Origin of the sequence: Nitrincola lacisaponensis (genome assembly GCF_000691225.1) — a bacterium.
GTDB classification, from domain to species: Bacteria; Pseudomonadota; Gammaproteobacteria; order Pseudomonadales; family Balneatricaceae; genus Nitrincola; species Nitrincola lacisaponensis.
In genome coordinates this window covers 222,153-240,019 of record NZ_JMSZ01000032.1, presented here as the reverse complement: position 1 = coordinate 240,019, position 17,867 = coordinate 222,153, and the positions used below count along the sequence as shown (strand labels likewise).

Sequence of the window (17,867 nt, the reverse complement as noted above, 5' to 3'; positions counted from 1 at the left end):
CGCTTCTTTCACACAAATCTCCTAAAACAGATCAATGTCACCGCTGCTCATTGAGCTGGCCGAAACAGGATTGGATTTACGTGCTTTCCGATCTTCACGAAACTGCTGCACACTGTCACGTAACGCTTTTTCGTTCAGGTTTTTGTGTTCGTTTTTCAATACCTCAGCAAGCAACAGCAAATGCCGCTGTTCAGCCGTGGTATGTTCAATCGTCTGACTGCTCATGTCCTGAAACTGCATGGCACGCATGGCGTCAAACAGGGCTTCCATCAGATTTTGAGAAACCGACTCCATACCCTGAGTAATCGACTGGTCCTGACGGGATTTTTGCATCAACTGCTCAATCGCCTGCTGCACCTCTTTTTTCGCTTCAAGAATAAAGGTCATATCCTGAGAGGCGATACGACTGACATCATCCACCAGGGTGGCAATCTGTTTATTCATCATATTCAGGTTATCCTGAATAGTATGGCTGAAGCTTGCTGAGCGATTAGACAATGCCCGGACCTCTTCCGCAACCACGGAGAACCCTCGGCCACTTTCCCCGGCACGTGCGGCTTCAATGGCCGCATTCAGGGCCAGCAAGTTGGTCTGTTTGGCTATATTGTCGATATCATCCAGCGTTTTCATCAAGCTGGGCATCTGATCAGACAGATGAGACACCCGCTCAAGCATCTCCATAGAGTCCGCACTCATACGCACAGTCGATTCGACAAAATGGTTCATAGTATTCAGCGTACTCTGTGCAAAAGCCCCCAGATGATTTTCGTCTTTGGAGGCAGACGCAAGAGCACCTGCTTCCCCATAGAGCAGCAAAGCCACATCCGCCTGTTGACGCTCGATCTGCTCTTTCAGAGTCACAAATGCCTGAGACAGGGTATTCATGGCATCACTCTGCATACTCTTCAGGGCATCCATATCGCTGACAATTTCAGTAACTACCTGCTCGATACAGCCGCCAATTTCCTGCAGGTCATCGACAACATCATCACTACTGACCGGCAAAACAGCGGACGCTCTGCTTTCCTCAGTCGAAGAAGCCGGACCAACAAACTTTGTAGAAGCTGCTATCAGTAAAGACACCAACACACCCAGTATCGGGTACACCCAATGTGCCAACGCTGCACCGCTGATAAGTGCCAGAAGCCAGATCGACAGTTTTTTCATGTTCATTTGTTTCATCCTTAGACCCGATTTGTCCGTTGCCCGACACGTTCGATCACTCGCTCAGGCAAAGCATCCAATGGCAACACCTCATCGACAACACCCAGTGCAATCGCTTCTTTTGGCATCCCGAATACCACACAACTCTGTTCATCCTGGGCCAGTGTCACAGCACCGGCCTCTTTCATCGCCTTCATACCCAGTGCACCATCTTTCCCCATACCGGTCAGAATCACGCCCAGGGCATTGGCACCTGCCACCCGTGCTGCTGACAAAAACAGCACATCGACTGAGGGGCGGTGACGATTGACCAGAGGCCCTTCATTTAACGCTGTCATATAGTTCGCACCGCTGCGGACAATTTCCAGGTGCGCATTGCCGGGAGCGATGTAAACATGTCCAGGCAATATACGTGTATTATGCTGAGCCTCTACCACGTGCAGTGTACATAACTTGTCCAGCCGTTCAGCAAAGGTCCGGGTAAAGTGTTCCGGCATGTGCTGGGTAATCATAATGGCTGGCATATCCGCCGGTAAGGGTTGTAGAAATCGCCGAATAGCCTCCGTACCACCGGTGGAAGCACCGACAAAAATCACTTTTTCCGTAGAGGCATAGCCCTTGCCTAAAAGATGCCGTGGTGCAGCTGGCATCATCCGCTGGCGACTGCATACTTTTGCGGCTGCACAAACTCGCAGTTTTTCCGCGATCAAGTCGGAATAACGTTTTAACCCGGCTGCTATATCAACCTTAGGCTTGGCGATAAAGTCTACCGCTCCAAGCTCCAACGCTTTAAGGGTTACATCCGATCCGGCTTCCGTCAAGGAAGAAACCATCAACACCGGCATGGGCCGCAAGCGCATCAGACGCTCCAGAAATTCCAGGCCATCCATGCGCGGCATTTCAACATCCAGTGTCAGTACATCAGGGTTATGCAGTTTGATCAGATCCCTGGCAATAATTGGATCAGGAGCACAAGCCACAACCTGCAAATCATCATGACTGTTAATGATCTCTGTCAGCAGATGTCGAATCAGTGCTGAATCATCAATCACCAGTACTTTGATCTTTGCCTCAGCCATTAAGGATACATCTCCATTTCATCTGATAACTCCAGGTCAGATAAACGCCGGTAGTAATCGGCCTCCCTATCCAGCAAGGTGGTGTTGTTCAGCTTTTTAAGCTTTTTCACCAGAACACGCCCGGAACGTGGAAAAAAATACACTTTGCGCGGATAGACATCCATCAGATCCGTCGCCAGTACCGGGATACCCTGTTGTTGCAGATACTGCACGACAAACCGACTGTTATAGAGCCCCATTTTTTGCCCACCCGGTGATTCCAGTGCATTACAGGCACCAAATACCTTTGCCTGCACCCTTTCGGGTCGGGCACCGCTTTTGCGCAGCTGTTCCAGTAAGGTGGTCATGGCATGACGGCCATAGCGCATGGAGATATCCAGCCACTCCTGGTTCGGCTGTCGCTCCGGCAACATGAAATGGCACACGCCGCCAACACCTGACTGGGCATCACGTAAACAGGCACAGACACTGCTTCCCAACACAGTTACCAAAATCATGTCCCGTGCCGTGACATAGTAACCACCGGGTAGCACTTTAACCGCATCCTGCTCAAAATACGGGTCAAAATAGACTTCCGGCAAGATTTCGGGTGAGGTGCGAGCCGAAGCATTCACGCCCTGCCTCCAGTTTTTGCCCGTGCAGATACCGGCTTGAAAATGGTCTGCCCCTGAGAGCGGAACAGGTCAGCAGCGTGCTGAAAGCTTTCTGAATGTCCGGCGTAGAGTAAACCGCGCTCAATCAGCAGCGGATGAAAATGTGACAGAATCCGGTACTGAGTCGCCTTATCGAAATAGATCATTACATTACGACAGAACACCGCATCCAGGGGTCCCTTGACCGGCCAGGAGGGTGTCAGCAGGTTAAACGGCTGGAAGCGAATCAAAGCCTGTACCTCTGGCCGGATACGTACACTCCCCTGGCGTGCGCCTCGACCACGAAAGAAAAAACGACGGATACGAGCCTCTGTCATTTTTTCCAGCCGTTCCATACCGTAAATCCCCGCTTTTGCATGCGCCAAAACATGCGTATCGACATCTGTTGCCAGGATACGTACCGGTGGATCCCAGCAACCAAAGGTTTCAATCGCCGTCATGGCCAGAGAGTAGGCTTCTTCACCGGTCGAACAGGCGCTCGACCAGATCCGAAAAGGCTGACGTACACTGGCTTCAGTTGCCTGCATCTGTCTGGACAAATGTTCAAAATGATGCGGCTCACGGAAAAATGCCGTCAGATTCGTCGTCAGTGCATTAATAAAATCCTGCATCTCTGATTCATGCATCACCAGGTAGTCCAGATATTCGGCAAACTGCTTCAGCTTGAGCGCCCGCAAACGTCGGGCAATACGGCTGTAGACCAGATCCCGTTTTCTGTCAGACAACGAAATTCCAGCCCGTTCACGGATCAGTGACCTGATCCGTTCAAAATCCGCTAGGGTAAAGGCGAATTCGCGCTCCACTCAGAAAGCTTCCCAGTCATCCGCATCTGCTGAAGGTGGCAACTGAGGTACTCTTTTGACCGTCGCTGGTGGTCTCGGCAAGCCTCTGGGATTCGCTGTTGATGCCAGACGAAACACCGACACAGCCTCCGCCAGGGTAACCGCCTGCTCTTCCAGCGATTCAGCTGCAGCTGCCGCTTCCTCAACCAGGGCCGCATTTTGCTGTGTCACATCGTCCATTTGCACAACTGCTTGATTGATCTGTTCAATTCCCTGACTCTGCTCTTCTGATGCCGCTGAAATTTCGCCCATTAAATCGGTCACCTGGCGGACTGAGTCGAGAATTGCCTGCATTGCGTCACCAGCTTCCTGTACCAGCTTGCTCCCCTGCTCAACAATCTCGCCATCTTCCTTGATCAGCGCCTGAATCTCTTTAGCCGCAGCCGCCGAACGCTGTGCCAACGTACGTACCTCACCCGCAACAACCGCAAAACCCCGACCCTGCTCGCCTGCACGGGCAGCCTCAACAGCTGCATTCAATGCCAGAATATTGGTCTGGAAGGCAATACCATCAATGACACTGATGATGTTGGTGATTTTTTCAGAACTATTGGTCAACTCATGCATGGTCGCCACCGCTTCCTGCACCTTGACGCCACCCGCTTCAGCGACCTGGTTGGCCTGTCCCGCCAGCAGATTCGCCTGACGAGCATTATCAGCATTCTGGCGCACAGTACTGGTCAGCTCTTCCATACTCGAGGCCGTTTCTTCCAGACTGGAAGCCTGCTCTTCAGTACGCTGAGACAGGTCGGTATTACCCGCCGAAATTTCAGTGGCAGCTGTGTTCACATTCTCAACCGCCTGGTGGATACGCTGAATAACATCTGCCAGCTGGCTCGCTGTCGTATTGGCCGCTTGTGCCAGCACACCCAGGTCACCCGGGTACTCCCCTTGTACCCGATCCGTCAGATCACCCTGCGACAGAGCCTGCATTACCCGGCGTATTTCAGCAAAAGCCGTTTCAAGTGAATCGACAGTCTGGTTAATCATGTTCTTCAACTGCAGCATTTCACCAGACGCTTCAGCATCCACCTGATGTGCGAACTCCCCTTGTGCGACATGGGTCATCACACTGACGATTCCGGACACACTGCCTTTCAGTTGCTGCATACCCAAAGCGGCATTTTCCAGCATACGGCGATAATCGCCACGTACCAGTGCAGGGTTGATTGATACACTAAACTCACCCTGACGAATGGCCTGCATCACTTTGGACAGTTCATCCATGGTGACCCGAATCGATTCAGCACTGCGGTTAACTCCCTGTTTCAGGGTATCCAGATCTCCGGCATAGTCCCCCTGAATACGGGCAGCACTGAAATCGCCAGCAGCCAGGGCTTCTACCGTAAGGTTAGCCTCTTCCAGCGCATGTTTCTGGGCATCCAGCAAGGTGTTAAAGGCGCTGATGACTTGTCCTATCTCATCTTTCTGAGCGTAGCTGACCTGCAGGTTGAAATCACCGCTATCCCGCACACGTTCTACCGTTTCAACGAGCAATCCCAGAGGGCGGGTAATGCCTCGCGTAATCACTACCCCCAGTACAGCGGCCAGCAATACACCCAGCAACATGGCCAACAAACTGACCCGTTCCAGTATCACCGCCTGATGCAAGCTGGACTCAACCTGCTGCGAAGCTGCCTGCATATTCAAACGTACCACCCGATCCAGCGCTTCAAGCGCAGATTCCTGGTAGCGCAGGGTTTCACCCATGGTTTCTTCAGCAATACGACGCTGCAGGTCTTCAACATACGCCAGCGGATTGTTCCGACGACGCTCATCCAGCTGTTGATGCAATTCCATAATGGCATTATTGGCTGCCAGCCAATCTGGCAAAGTGGTCTGAAATACTTGCCAGGCCTGTGCTTCCTGAGCCGACTTGGGCAGCGCGTCATAGCGACTGACCAGAGCTCTATAGGCCTCGCGCCCATTCTGAATCGCCTGGTATTGGCGTTCACGGGCCGTACTATCTGCCGTTTGATCCATCAAGGTCCGAAAACCGGTAACCACATCATTCAACGCCACCTGCATTTCCAGCACTATCTGTACCGCAGGTAGACGTCTTTCACCCAGCTCGGAAACCGTTGCTTCACTGCGAACAGCGCCCCAGTAGCCCAAACCACCCAATACCAGTGCTATCAGTGCAACGGCTGCAAAGCCAGCAGATATTTTTGCCTTGATTGTCATGTCTCAATCCCTTTTTTAGAACTCTTCCCACTCATCTTCATTCGGCCGAGAGGGAGGTGGGCTCAAGCGAGCTGCTTTTTTGGCAGCCGCCGGATGGTGTTTAGGTGCTTTTTTCAAAACAGGCTTAACAACTCTACTTTCACGCTGTGGAGCACGAAGCTGACGCTGTGACTGCTCATCCAGTTTGAATACCGCAACAGAAGCAGCCAGTGCAGCAGCCTGCTCTTCAAGCGATTCCGCAGCCGCTGCGGCTTCTTCCACCAGCGCAGCATTCTGCTGAGTCACATCATCCATCTGAGTCACAGCCTGATTGACCTGTTCAATACCCTGGCTCTGCTCTTCAGATGCAGCGGATATTTCACCCATCAGATCCGTCACGCGCTTGACTGAGGTCACTATTTCTTCAATCGTCTTACCGGTTTCAGTGACCAGTTCACTGCCTTCATGCACGATATCTACAGAGTTATTGATCAACTCCTTGATTTCCTTGGCTGCCGCGGCAGAGCGCTGTGCCAGAGAACGCACCTCACCTGCGACAACCGCAAAACCACGACCTTGCTCTCCGGCACGAGCAGCTTCCACCGCAGCATTCAGCGCCAGGATATTGGTCTGGAAAGCGATACCATCAATCAAGGTCGTAATATCGGCAATCTTGCTGGAACTGGCGCTGATGGCATCCATGGTTTTAACAACACGACGTGCCTTCTCTCCGCCAGACTCAGCTACCTGAGCGGCACTCTGTACCAGTTGGTTAGCCTGTTTGGCATTATCTGCGTTCTGACGCACAGTCGAGGTCAGCTCTTCCAGACTGGACGCGGTTTCTTCAAGACTGGACGCCTGCTCTTCGGTACGTTGTGACAGGTCAGTATTACCAGCAGCAATTTCCTGCGCCGCTGTATTGATAGCATCTACCGAGGTTTTGATTTCGCCTACCAGACTTTTCAACTGATCAACGGTTGCGTTAGTGCTGGCCTGCAATTCACCAAATACTCCCTGATAACTGCCTGTTACCTGCTCGGTCAGCTCGCCTCGCGACAGATGATTCATTACCCGCATCACTTCTTTCAGTCCCGTATCGGTTACTGACATCAGCTGATTGACGCCTTCACCCAGACGCTTGAAGAAACCTTGAAGATCATCAACTTCGATCCGTGCGGTAAAGTCTCCGCGTACCGCTTTTTCAACCAGCTCAGCGACATCCTCTTCAACGGCCACTTCCTGTGTACGGTCTTTCCACTCCACAACCGAGCCGAGACGCACTCCTTCATCATTAATGATGGGATTGGCTACCAGATCGAAAATACGCCCACCAATTTTCACTGTTGTTTCATGCTTGGTCTGCAGCGCCGCCAACATCTGACGTTGATGAGAAGGATTTTTATGGAACAGATCAATACTGCTGCCTACCAGCGTGTCCACATCAAAACGGGGCAATTCCTTGCGGATATCCTTGGCAGCTGTGCGGAACATATCCAGAACAGCCGGATTCATATAAATAATGTCAAAGTTGGCATCAGCAACCATCACATTGGCTGATACACTGTCGAGAGCATTTTTAATCCGTAAATTGATATCAGCAACACGCTTGGATTCAGTGATATCGGTATTCAACCGTGTTTGCATACGATCCAGTGCCACCAGGACCTGACCAATTTCATCCTGATGATCCACCTGAATAGCATTATCCAGCTTGCCCCGGGCTATCTGATCGAAGTAGCCAATCGTGCGGTTCAGTGGCAATACGATGGCACGAATCAGCAGCCAGCCAATAAAAGCTGATACCAGCACACCCAAGGCAATCACCAGCATCGCAATGCTGCGAATGCGCTCATAGTCTGCCAGCGCGGCCTGATACTCCTGTTCAGCAACCTCAGCCTGAAGATCCATCAACTCTGTTGCCAGATCATAGGCCTTGTTGAAAGCCGGATTAACGACCCTGATCATGTGCATATTGCCCTGGCGAAAGCGTTCTGACTCAAACAACTCGATGGCAACCAACAGGCCATTTTGTACAAACTCCCGCCGCGCAACAGCAAAGCTGTCTGCCAACTGGCGCTCTTCGGCCGTCAGCGTCGTTTGCATGTAAGCTTCCCAAATCTGGGTAATCTCATCGATATTACGTCGCACACGATCGGTATGCAGCTGAATCGGATGATCGTGAAGGGTATGCTCCTCAAGACGGGGATCATGCATGCCTGCCAACTGTAGTTCGATAATATTGCGCTGCATGCGGTATTCAATATCTGCCAGCTGATGCGATGGAATAAGACGGTCTTCGTATACAGATGCGAGACGCAGCTGAACCGAATGCATGCCGTTGAGACCCATGGCACCTATGATGATGAGCAACCCTGACAGCAACCCGATGACAAATATCAGACGGGCTTTCACACTGACGTTTTTCATTACCGACTCCTCGAAAACTTACGCTTCGGCCAACTGATCGATTAACCCCATGTCCTGGCTGGTCATGAGTTTTTCTATATCTACAACGATGGCCATACGCTCACCAACACTGGCTAAACCCAGCAGATACTGGGTATCAAAGGTTGAGCCAAAGTCAGGTGCAGGACGAATCTCTTCCGGGTTCAACGCAATCACATCAGAAACTGAATCCACCACCATTCCCACAATACGCTGTCCAAGATTCAGAATAATCATCACGGTAAACTGGTCATAAGTCGCATTACCCAGATGAAATTTGAGGCGCATATCTACGACCGGCACAATCACACCGCGCATATTAATCACACCCTTGATGTAATCCGGTGTATTGGCAATACGGGTCACCGCATCATAACCACGGATTTCCTGAACCTTGAGGATATCAATGGCATACTCTTCCTCACCCAATGTAAACGTCAGAAATTCCTGCATCAGGTTCTGGTTTATCGAGTCTTGTGCTATGTCTGTCATGCGGCTACCTCAATAAAATCTGTCTGCGGGTGACTGTTGACTGTTCATGCGCGCCAGCCGGTCTATATCCAGTATCAAAGCTACCCGACCATCGCCCATGATGGTTGCACCTGAAATACCATCAACTTTGCGATAGTGCGTCTCCAGACTCTTGATCACCACTTGCTGCTGGGCAATCAATTCATCGACAAATAACGCCACTTTGCCACTGTTGGTTTCCACAACTACCAGGATTCCTTTCTGCGGATCAGTCACTTCAGGTTTCAAATGCAGCACTTGATACAGGGGCAATAAAGGCAAATACTCACCGCGTATTTGCACAACACGCCCTTTACCGGAAATGGTTTTCAGTTGTTCGGCCTCGGGTTGCAGGGACTCCAGTATGCGTGTCAGTGGCAGAATGAAAATCTCATCACCCACCCTCAATGTCATCCCGTCCAGTATTGCCAGCGTTAACGGCAATCGCAGGCCGATGGTGGTTCCCACGCCAGGTACTGAATCGATTTCGACCTGCCCCTTCATCTCGGCAATGTTCCGCTGCACCACATCCATACCCACACCACGCCCCGATACATCCGTCACTTCCTTGGCGGTCGAAAAGCCTGGTGCAAAAATCAGTTGCCAGACTTCTTTATCCGTAGGGTTGTCGGATAAGGGCAGGTTTTTCTCGCGAGCTTTCTCCAGCAGTTTCTCCCGATTAAGTCCGGCACCATCATCTGTAATCTGTACCAGAATACTGCCACCCTGATGGCTGGCACTGAGCGTAATAACGCCTTCCTCCGGCTTGCCCGATGCCAGACGCACCTCTGGTGTCTCGATACCGTGATCTATACTGTTGCGCAGCAAATGCGTTAAAGGATCTGCCAGCTTTTCGATCAACCCCTTATCCAGCTCGGTTTCTTCACCGACCAGTTTCAGGCGCACTTTCTTATGCATTTTTTGCGTCAGATCCCGTACAACCCGTGGAAAGCGACCAAATACAAAATTGATCGGCAACATACGAATCGACATGACGGCTTCCTGCAGATCTCTGGAGTTACGCTCGAGATTCACCAGACCGTTATGGATGGCCTCAAACTCTACAGGGTCCAACTGGGAAGCTGACTGTGCCAGCATTGAACGGGTAATCACCAGCTCTCCGACCAGATTGATCAGTTGGTCAACCTTTTCAACGCCTACCCGAATGGAGTTTTCAGCCTGCGCACGGGCTGCTTCCGGGCGTTTAGCTGGTTGACTGCTGCTCCTGATAGCGGTTTCTGCCGGTGGACTGGGTTGTGCAGATAGCTGTTGTGCAGGCAGTTCGGCTTCATCAACAAAGAACCCAAAGCCCTGATCCTGCTCATGCTGAGACTGTTGCTGTGCAGGTAGCTCGGATTCGTCCACAAAAAAACCGAAGCCGTCATCCTCAACAATCCGGGCAGCCGGCAAGGTAGACTCATCAACAAAAAATCCAAAGCCATCGTCTTCGATGGTCTCAGCCGGTTGAGGAGTAATACTCACTTCATCAGCAGAACAGACGTATTCAAACAACTCCCGAATAGGCGCATCCGTCTGCGGACCTTTCAACTGCCAGGAGAGACAACTCCCCGGCTGCTCACTCAGGAGTGTCAACTGTCCCAGCCCAGCCAGATCTTCAGTCAACGCAGGCAAGGAAACCGAACCTGCAAACAGGTCGGTTTGGGGATGCAAAAAAATATGCCAAACCGGTGCATCTGCCAGTACGTCAGCTGAGTCGGATACACTCGCACTAATCAGTTCAGGAGCTTCAGGAGTACCATCCGCCAGATTGAGTAGCAGGGTACGCATCTGAGTGATTTCCGACTCATCCACCGCAGGCCCACCTTGATGGGCCTCAAGCATGGCACTCAGCAGGTCACAACATCCCAGAAAGGCGGAAATCATGGCATCAGTCGGCGCCAACGTTTGCTTACGCAGCTTGTCCAGCAGTGTTTCCAGTGCGTGTGTCAGTTCTGCAAGATCATTGAAACCAAATGTACCACTGCCGCCCTTGATGGAATGAGCGGCCCGAAAAATAGCATTCAAATCTTCCAGACTGGGATCATCGAGATCCAACGCCAGCAGCAGTTGCTCCATCGTACCCAGATGTTCGTAAGCCTCATCAATAAATACTTGATGGAACTGGCTCAGATCTATGCTCATGCCCTGCTACCCTGCTTCCAGAACTCAGCCGATCACTTTGCGAACGACATCAATCAGCTTCTGTGGATCGAATGGTTTAACCAGCCAGCCTGTCGCACCCGCAGCTCGGCCTTGTGCCTTCATGGCATCACCTGCTTCAGTAGTCAGCACCAGAATTGGAACACTGCGATAAGCTGGCAGTGCCCGTAGATTCTTGATCAGTGTCAGGCCATCCATATTCGGCATATTCTGGTCAGTCAGGATCAAGTCAAAGCGTCCAGTCTGGGCCTTTTCCAGACCCTGCTTACCATCAACCGCTTCGGTAATACTGTAACCGGCTCCTTTCAGGGTGAAGCTGACCATCTGCCGAATCGAGGCTGAATCGTCAACTGTCAAGATAGACTTTCCCATTTAGCGCTCCTGCGTCATCCAAAATTAAATCCAATATACCCTGTAACATATTAAAAATTAATTATAAAAACTGATTTTTAATACAAAAACAACCAATTATTGAGACAGATCAACAATGTTGATCAATGATGATGTCCACCCGGCCCATGCACATGCCCATGTGCTATTTCCTCAGCTTCAGCGGCACGCAACGACACAATTTCAATCTGATAAGTCAGAGTCTGGCCTGCCAGGGGATGATTAGTATCGACCAGCACCATAAAACGACCAGGCTTTATTACGGTCACATGACGAGGCCCCTGATCCGTTTGAACCAGCGCCACCATGCCGGTTTTCCAATCACGCACACCTTTAGGCAGTCCCTGCAGATGCTTCACCGGGACTTTCATTTCCATGGACGCTTCACGCTCACCATAAGCCTCTGACGGGGCCAGCGTTACTTCGAACTTGTCACCCACCTGCTTCCCGGTCATCGCCTGTTCCAGTCCAGGTATCATGTTGTCATGGCCATGTAGGTAAACCATCGGAGTGCCACCTTCATTGGTCTCCAGCACCTCTCCCTCGACGTTTTGCAATTTATACAAAAAACCCACCACGCTATCGTCTTGCACCTGTGTCATTGATCTATCTTTCCTGTCAATTTTAAAAAAGCTCAGCTTCTTGATTCATAAAACTCTGTGTTGGCTGAATTTGCCCTTGCTCTAACAATTCATCATAGAAGCAAACCCTGTTTTTACCATGCTGTTTGGCAAAATAGAGCGCTTTATCCGCCTTATCCAGCACCGCATGTACTACATCACCCGCATGCACCTCAACGGCACCAAAGCTGACCGTAACCTGCCCTACTTGCGGAAAATTAAATTTCTCGACAGCCAGGCGGAAACGTTCAAATGCAGTCTTGGCTCCCTGTATATCGATATTTTCTGTAATAACTACAAACTCTTCACCACCGAAACGGAACAGCAGATCGCTCTCACGGAAACTGTCACGCATAATCTGTGACAGCAGCAACAGCACTTCATCACCATATATGTGTCCCAGGGAATCGTTGACTAGCTTGAAGTTATCGATATCGATCAGTCCCAGCCAATAGCTGACTTCAGTATCCGGGAGCTGACGCCGCTCACCCTCAATCATCGGAAACTGCAGGGCCGCTGACATACCAATCACACGCTGAATACTTTCATCGAACGTTTTACGATTCAGCAAACCGGTCAGTTGATCACGCTGAGCATCTTCAATCAGTTGACAGAAGTTACGGTAAATCTGTAACAACCCCTGTACCAAACGCACATCATTCGGTGCACCAGGACGGCGTGATTCAACAATCAAACAAACACTGAGCACCTGAAAATCCAGCACCGGAAAGGCTGACAGGCTATTACCATTAGCAAGACGCGAGTGATAGGGTGCACTGATTCGTCGAGCCATACGCAATGCACTCAGGACTTCCGGCTGATCAAGGTCACGGTGCCGCCCGGAACGATGGCTCTCATGGCAGCCATCATGGCCGTAACGCATCGAAAAACGTATTTCACCATCCGAATCATATTTCAGCATAGTGACTTGTTCAGGACGAAACAGCTCATAGACAGTTTTCAGCAAACTGAACTCAAGCAACTCTAAATCACGGATCGACGTCAGGGTCGCCAGGCGGTCAAGCAGGTGGGGATTTGCAGACATGGCGGATCTCTTTTCGGGTGAAGTCAAATAGTTGTAATCATGTTATGATTCGATTCTATCCTTAGCAGAAGCCCCACACAATTTAAAACACGGCCACGAGTTAGATTATTTGCATGCTGATTATTGATATCGAAGCCTCCGGCCTGCACCCGGATCATTCCTATCCCATCGAAGTGGGGATCTACAACGCAGCTAAGCCTGACAGTTCGTTCAGTTTTCTGATTCAGCCTCATGCTGACTGGTCTTATTGGGATGAATGCGCAGAAGAGATTCACGGCATTTCGCGTACGGATCTGGAAACAGATGGCATCACCATTGAAACAGCCTGCGACCGCCTGAACCACTATATCAGACTGCATTCACCCGAGCAGCCCAGCGTCATTTCTGACGCCCCCGATTTTGATTTTATGTGGCTGCGCTGCCTGTTCAATGCAGCCGGGCAACGCATGCAATTCAAGGTTGCAGGAATTGACTCTGTACTCGAAGCCAGCCGCCAGGCAACCCTGTTTGGCGAGCTTGAAAGGCAGGAAATGCCGCATCGCGCACTGGCTGATGCCCGTATTATTGGTGAAATACTGCAGGGCTACCTGATTCAGCGATAACTCGTACTGAATCCGCATAACACTAGACAAAGGTCGCCTTTATCTGTAGTATTTGCGCTTCATTCTGAGGCATAGCTGCGTAATATTGTGTGCGGCCCGCCTCTTTGCTAACTGAGCGGCTCGTTTCACAAACACCCTCTCTTCTATCAGGTAAAAATCACAGCATGTCTAACACTGACACTCTCCCCACCAATTTTGGTGACCTGGGTCTATCGGCTCCTATTCTCGAAGCACTGAATGATGTCGGCTATGAAACGCCGTCTCCGATTCAGGCAGGCACTATTCCGGCTCTGCTGGAAGGTCGCGATCTGCTGGGCCAGGCACAAACAGGAACCGGTAAAACTGCAGCCTTTGCACTGCCTTTGCTGCAACGACTGGATCCATCCAAAACCCATCCGCAGTTACTGATTCTGGCACCCACACGTGAACTTGCACTGCAGGTTGCCACAGCTTGCGAAAAATACTCACGCCATCTGACAGGCATCCGCACCCTCTCCATTTATGGTGGTCAGGGTTATGATGAGCAGCTACGTGGTCTGCGCCGTGGCGCCCAGGTTGTGATCGGTACACCCGGACGCATCATGGACCATATCCGCAGAGGCACTCTGGCACTGGATCAGCTTCAGACGCTGGTACTGGATGAAGCCGATGAAATGTTGCGTATGGGCTTTATCGACGATGTCGAGTGGATTCTGGAACACACTCCGGCTCAGCGTCAGATTGCGCTGTTCTCGGCAACCATGCCACCTGCAATTCGTCGCATTGCGGACAACTATCTGTCCGATCCGACCATCGTCAAAATAACCAGCAAAACCGCTACAGCCAGCACCATACGTCAGCGTGTCTGGACTGTGCGCGGCATGCCAAAAATCATGGCCCTGACCCGCCTGCTGGAACTGCGTGAGCACGAAGGCGTTCTGGTATTTGTACGTACCAAAAATGCGACTGAAGAAGTGGCAGAACAGCTGACCCGCGCCGGTTTCCCTGCAGCAGCATTGCATGGTGACATCGCCCAGAATCAGCGTGAAAAAATTGTCGACAAGCTAAAAAGCGGTGAGCTGGATCTGGTTGTCGCAACGGATGTCGTTGCTCGTGGTCTTGATGTTGAGCGTATCACTCATGTGGTTAACTTTGACATCCCCTACGATGCCGAATCCTATATTCACCGTATCGGGCGTACAGGACGTGCAGGTCGTAATGGTGATGCCATCCTGTTTGTTGCACCTCGTGAACAACGCCTGCTGCAGCAAATTGAGCGCACCACCCGCTCACCCCTGGAAACACTGGAGTTGCCGACTGCCAAAGAGATCAACGCTCTGCGCGTCACACGTTTGCAGGTTGAACTCGAAGCAGCCGCACGTGATAACGAGCTTTACCTGCCACTGATTCAGCGCTTCACCGAAAACACTGATCTCAGTGCCGAGCAGATTGCCGCTGCCGCATTGAAGCTGCTGTACAAACAGACACCGCTGTTTATGGATGAGCGTGAGCCGAGTGCCGCACCTGTCCGTGAACGCCGTACCCGTGACAGTCGTGACGAGCGTACTGATCGCAAACCGGCTGCGCGTCGCGGTCGTGGTAACGATCCTGTCAGCGAAGGCATGCAGCGTTACTGGATCGGTGTTGGCTACCAGCATGGCGTCAAACCCGGCAACATTGTTGGCGCAATTGCCAACGAAGCGGGTGTTGAAAGCCAGTATATTGGCCGTATCGACATCAGCGAGAACTTCAGTACCGTAGACCTGCCTAACAGCATCCCGGCACCTATGCTGCAGATTCTGAAACGTGCACGTATCTGCGGACAGCCACTGAATATCCGCCCCTGGTCTGACGATTTGCCGTCCGATCGCGATGGCCGGTCCGATCGTGATGGCCGCAACAACAGCAATAAACCCAAGCGCAAGCCTGCACCACGTCGCAGCAATGCGGCGAACCCTCGCTCACGCGCTTAAGCCCTTGTAGAGGCAACTGTTCTTCTGTCTGGATCAGTTGCCTCGACACCTGCCCGTCGCTGGCGTTATATTACAGCGACCCTGCAGCTCGGATATCCAGACATTGCGACAAAAACTGATCATCACCCTCACCACTGTACGTGGCTCGCGCCAATATACTCTCAGCCAGCTGGCGGGTTATCTGGTGGGCCTGTTTCTACTCCTGTCCGCACTCAGCTTCTTTGTTTCCAACCTGTTACTGGTCCAAACCCGGGATCACCTGCATGGCCTTGAACAGGAAAAAATCACCCTGGAAGAACAATTCACAGAGGCATTGGGCACGCAACAACTCTATCTTGAAAACCTGGCTGAGCTGGGCAGCCGCTACAGCGAAGTTTTCTATGAGCGCAGTCAGTTAGAGGAAGAAAAAATCCGCCTGGATGCCGACCTCTCAGAGATCGAATCAATACTCGGCGTACTCACCGATCTGCCTGCTGAAACACCGCAAACGGACCGCTCGGCTCTGCTCAGAGCGGCCAGTGTCCAGCGCCTGTTTTTATTACACAGCATCCCCAACGGACTACCCATCAAAGGAACCCGTATAGGATCCGGGTTTGGCACCCGTGTACACCCCATTACACGGGCACGCACACCGCATAATGGACTGGATTTCCCTGCCGCGAGAGGCACCCCCGTTTACGCAACCGCCGATGGTATTGTCGAGAAAGCAGGCTTTGATCAAGGTTCAGGGTTTGGTAATCTGATTATTCTGCAGCATAATTTCGGTTTCAAAACCTATTACGCACACTTACAGAACATTGAAGTCACCTCATCACAGTATGTGCACAAGGGCCAACTGATCGGCTATAGTGGTAACACCGGACGCTCAACAGGTCCGCATCTGCACTATGAAGTCCGACATCTGTACACACCACTGGACCCCAAACCCTTTGTGGATTGGGGCCTGAGTAACTTTGAGTCACTGTTCACCAGTATAGAGGATGTAGAGTGGGAATCCTTAAGCGCCATGTACCCCCTAAACCAGGGCGGTCCACAGTAAGCATCATTGCCCGGGGCAACCGTTTCTCCGGTGAGACCCGTATCAGTGGAAAAACACATGTGGACGGCACCCTGGAAGGGCATATCATCATTGAAGATGATATCTCCGTGGGGATGCATGGACTCATCAGTGGACGTGTTCGTGCAACACGCATTTTTGTCAGCGGCCGCCTCGAAGGTGAAGTGATCTGTGATCATCTGTTTATTGAGCCTGGCGGACAGGTGCATGCGCGCGTCTGTTGTGCTGATATGAAAGTTGACCAGGGCGGTGTTTTTGTCGGTGAGCGCACCCTTCCCGAGCCAACCTTAGGCACTAATCCACTGGAAACCCAGGAGCGTTTGCAGCCCCCCGAGCAAAGCGACATTCTGGCATCCTTACCTGAACGCATCACTCTCAGCCGGAAACCCTGAGCCATGTGTGAACTCCTGGGCATGAGCGCCAATGTACCCACTGATATCTGTTTCAGTTTTACCGGTCTGATGCAACGCGGTGGAGGAACCGGGCCCCATCGTGACGGCTGGGGCATCGCTTTTTACGAAGGCAATGGCCTGCGTATCTTCCATGATCCGGCACCCAGCGTTGAATCACGCATCGCACAACTGATTTCCGAGTACCCAATCAAAAGCTGTACGGTCATCAGCCATATACGGCAAGCCAACGTAGGCAAGGTCTGTCTGGAAAACACACACCCATTTGACCGGGAACTCTGGGGCAAAAAGTGGTGCTATGCCCATAATGGCCAACTCAGTGCTGAACTGTTCAACTGGCCACTGGAGCACTATTTTCCGGTAGGCACCACAGATAGTGAATATGCGTTCTGCTGGCTGCTGGACCAGATCCGCAAACGCTTTCCCGAACCACCTGAAATTACGCAACTCACAGCGTTTATCCATCAGTGCTGTGAGCAGTTGCGAACCCTGGGTGTTTTCAACTTGTTGCTCAGCGAATCGCGACATCTGTTTACCTATTGCACTACCAGGCTTTGCTGGATTACACGTCAGTCACCTTTCGGTGAAGCCAGATTAAGTGACTGTGATATGGCAGTAAACTTTGAGGCAGTCACCACACCAGATGATATTGTCACCGTCATTGCAACAGACCCGCTGACCAATAATGAAACCTGGTCACGCCTCCAGACAGGCGAGATGGTCGTTTTCGTTGATGGAAAAGTACTGCAACGTTTGCATACTGCGCCCTGACATA

At 51.5% G+C, this 17,867-nt stretch carries 16 protein-coding genes; 5 read left to right on the top strand and 11 right to left on the bottom strand.

Annotated features, from left to right (window positions below; all coding sequences use genetic code 11):
- Positions 1 to 21: 21 nt before the first annotated feature.
- From ADINL_RS11175 to ADINL_RS11125, 11 genes are all read right to left on the bottom strand, one after another.
- On the bottom strand, positions 22 to 1,173 hold the full coding sequence (locus ADINL_RS11175) for a methyl-accepting chemotaxis protein (protein ID WP_051632750.1): 1,152 nt from the start codon (positions 1,171 to 1,173) through the stop codon (positions 22 to 24).
- Positions 1,174 to 1,184: 11 nt separating this feature from the next.
- Entirely contained in the window at positions 1,185 to 2,243 is a 1,059-nt protein-coding gene (locus tag ADINL_RS11170) for a protein-glutamate methylesterase/protein-glutamine glutaminase (protein ID WP_036547811.1), read from the bottom strand.
- Entirely contained in the window at positions 2,243 to 2,857 is a 615-nt protein-coding gene (gene cheD / locus ADINL_RS11165; protein WP_051632749.1) for a chemoreceptor glutamine deamidase CheD, read from the bottom strand. Before cheD ends, ADINL_RS11170 begins: the two co-directional genes overlap by 1 nt.
- Complete coding sequence (locus tag ADINL_RS11160; protein ID WP_036547809.1) at positions 2,854 to 3,699, bottom strand: CheR family methyltransferase; 846 nt, start codon at positions 3,697 to 3,699, stop codon at positions 2,854 to 2,856. The genes cheD and ADINL_RS11160 overlap by 4 nt, the downstream gene beginning before the upstream one ends.
- Complete coding sequence (locus tag ADINL_RS11155) at positions 3,700 to 5,922, bottom strand: methyl-accepting chemotaxis protein (protein ID WP_051632748.1); 2,223 nt, start codon at positions 5,920 to 5,922, stop codon at positions 3,700 to 3,702.
- Between the two features lie 15 nt (positions 5,923 to 5,937).
- Positions 5,938 to 8,328 carry a methyl-accepting chemotaxis protein gene (locus ADINL_RS16790; protein ID WP_036547806.1) on the bottom strand — a complete coding sequence of 797 codons (2,391 nt, stop codon included), beginning with the start codon at positions 8,326 to 8,328 and terminating at the stop codon, positions 5,938 to 5,940.
- An 18-nt stretch (positions 8,329 to 8,346) separates the two neighbouring features.
- Entirely contained in the window at positions 8,347 to 8,838 is a 492-nt protein-coding gene (locus ADINL_RS11145; RefSeq protein ID WP_036547803.1) for a chemotaxis protein CheW, read from the bottom strand.
- Between the two features lie 9 nt (positions 8,839 to 8,847).
- Positions 8,848 to 10,998, bottom strand: a complete 2,151-nt coding sequence (locus tag ADINL_RS11140) for a chemotaxis protein CheW (RefSeq protein ID WP_036547801.1) — start codon at positions 10,996 to 10,998, stop codon at positions 8,848 to 8,850.
- Positions 10,999 to 11,022: 24 nt separating this feature from the next.
- Complete coding sequence (locus ADINL_RS11135) at positions 11,023 to 11,388, bottom strand: response regulator (protein WP_036547798.1); 366 nt, start codon at positions 11,386 to 11,388, stop codon at positions 11,023 to 11,025.
- Positions 11,389 to 11,510: 122 nt separating this feature from the next.
- Positions 11,511 to 12,008: an FKBP-type peptidyl-prolyl cis-trans isomerase gene (locus ADINL_RS11130; RefSeq protein WP_036547795.1), complete on the bottom strand. Its 498-nt coding sequence runs from the start codon at positions 12,006 to 12,008 to the stop codon at positions 11,511 to 11,513.
- A 22-nt stretch (positions 12,009 to 12,030) separates the two neighbouring features.
- On the bottom strand, positions 12,031 to 13,071 hold the full coding sequence (locus ADINL_RS11125; protein WP_036547792.1) for a GGDEF domain-containing protein: 1,041 nt from the start codon (positions 13,069 to 13,071) through the stop codon (positions 12,031 to 12,033).
- 113 nt (positions 13,072 to 13,184) lie between these two features.
- On the opposite strand from ADINL_RS11125, the gene ADINL_RS11120 reads away from it, so the two are divergent.
- The 5 genes from ADINL_RS11120 to ADINL_RS11100 all read left to right on the top strand — a co-directional run bounded on the left by ADINL_RS11120 (position 13,185) and on the right by ADINL_RS11100 (position 17,863).
- On the top strand, positions 13,185 to 13,673 hold the full coding sequence (locus tag ADINL_RS11120; protein WP_051632747.1) for a 3'-5' exonuclease: 489 nt from the start codon (positions 13,185 to 13,187) through the stop codon (positions 13,671 to 13,673).
- A 164-nt stretch (positions 13,674 to 13,837) separates the two neighbouring features.
- Positions 13,838 to 15,625, top strand: a complete 1,788-nt coding sequence (locus tag ADINL_RS11115; protein WP_036547789.1) for a DEAD/DEAH box helicase — start codon at positions 13,838 to 13,840, stop codon at positions 15,623 to 15,625.
- A 103-nt stretch (positions 15,626 to 15,728) separates the two neighbouring features.
- The gene (locus ADINL_RS11110) at positions 15,729 to 16,664 is read left to right on the top strand and encodes a M23 family metallopeptidase (protein WP_036547786.1); all 936 of its coding nucleotides are present in this window, start codon (positions 15,729 to 15,731) and stop codon (positions 16,662 to 16,664) included.
- Positions 16,613 to 17,074, top strand: coding sequence for a bactofilin family protein (locus ADINL_RS11105; protein WP_239644376.1), 462 nt, complete (start codon positions 16,613 to 16,615; stop codon positions 17,072 to 17,074). Before ADINL_RS11110 ends, ADINL_RS11105 begins: the two co-directional genes overlap by 52 nt.
- A gap of 3 nt (positions 17,075 to 17,077) precedes the next feature.
- On the top strand, positions 17,078 to 17,863 hold the full coding sequence (locus tag ADINL_RS11100; RefSeq protein WP_036547783.1) for a class II glutamine amidotransferase: 786 nt from the start codon (positions 17,078 to 17,080) through the stop codon (positions 17,861 to 17,863).
- The last annotated feature ends 4 nt before the right edge of the window (positions 17,864 to 17,867 follow it).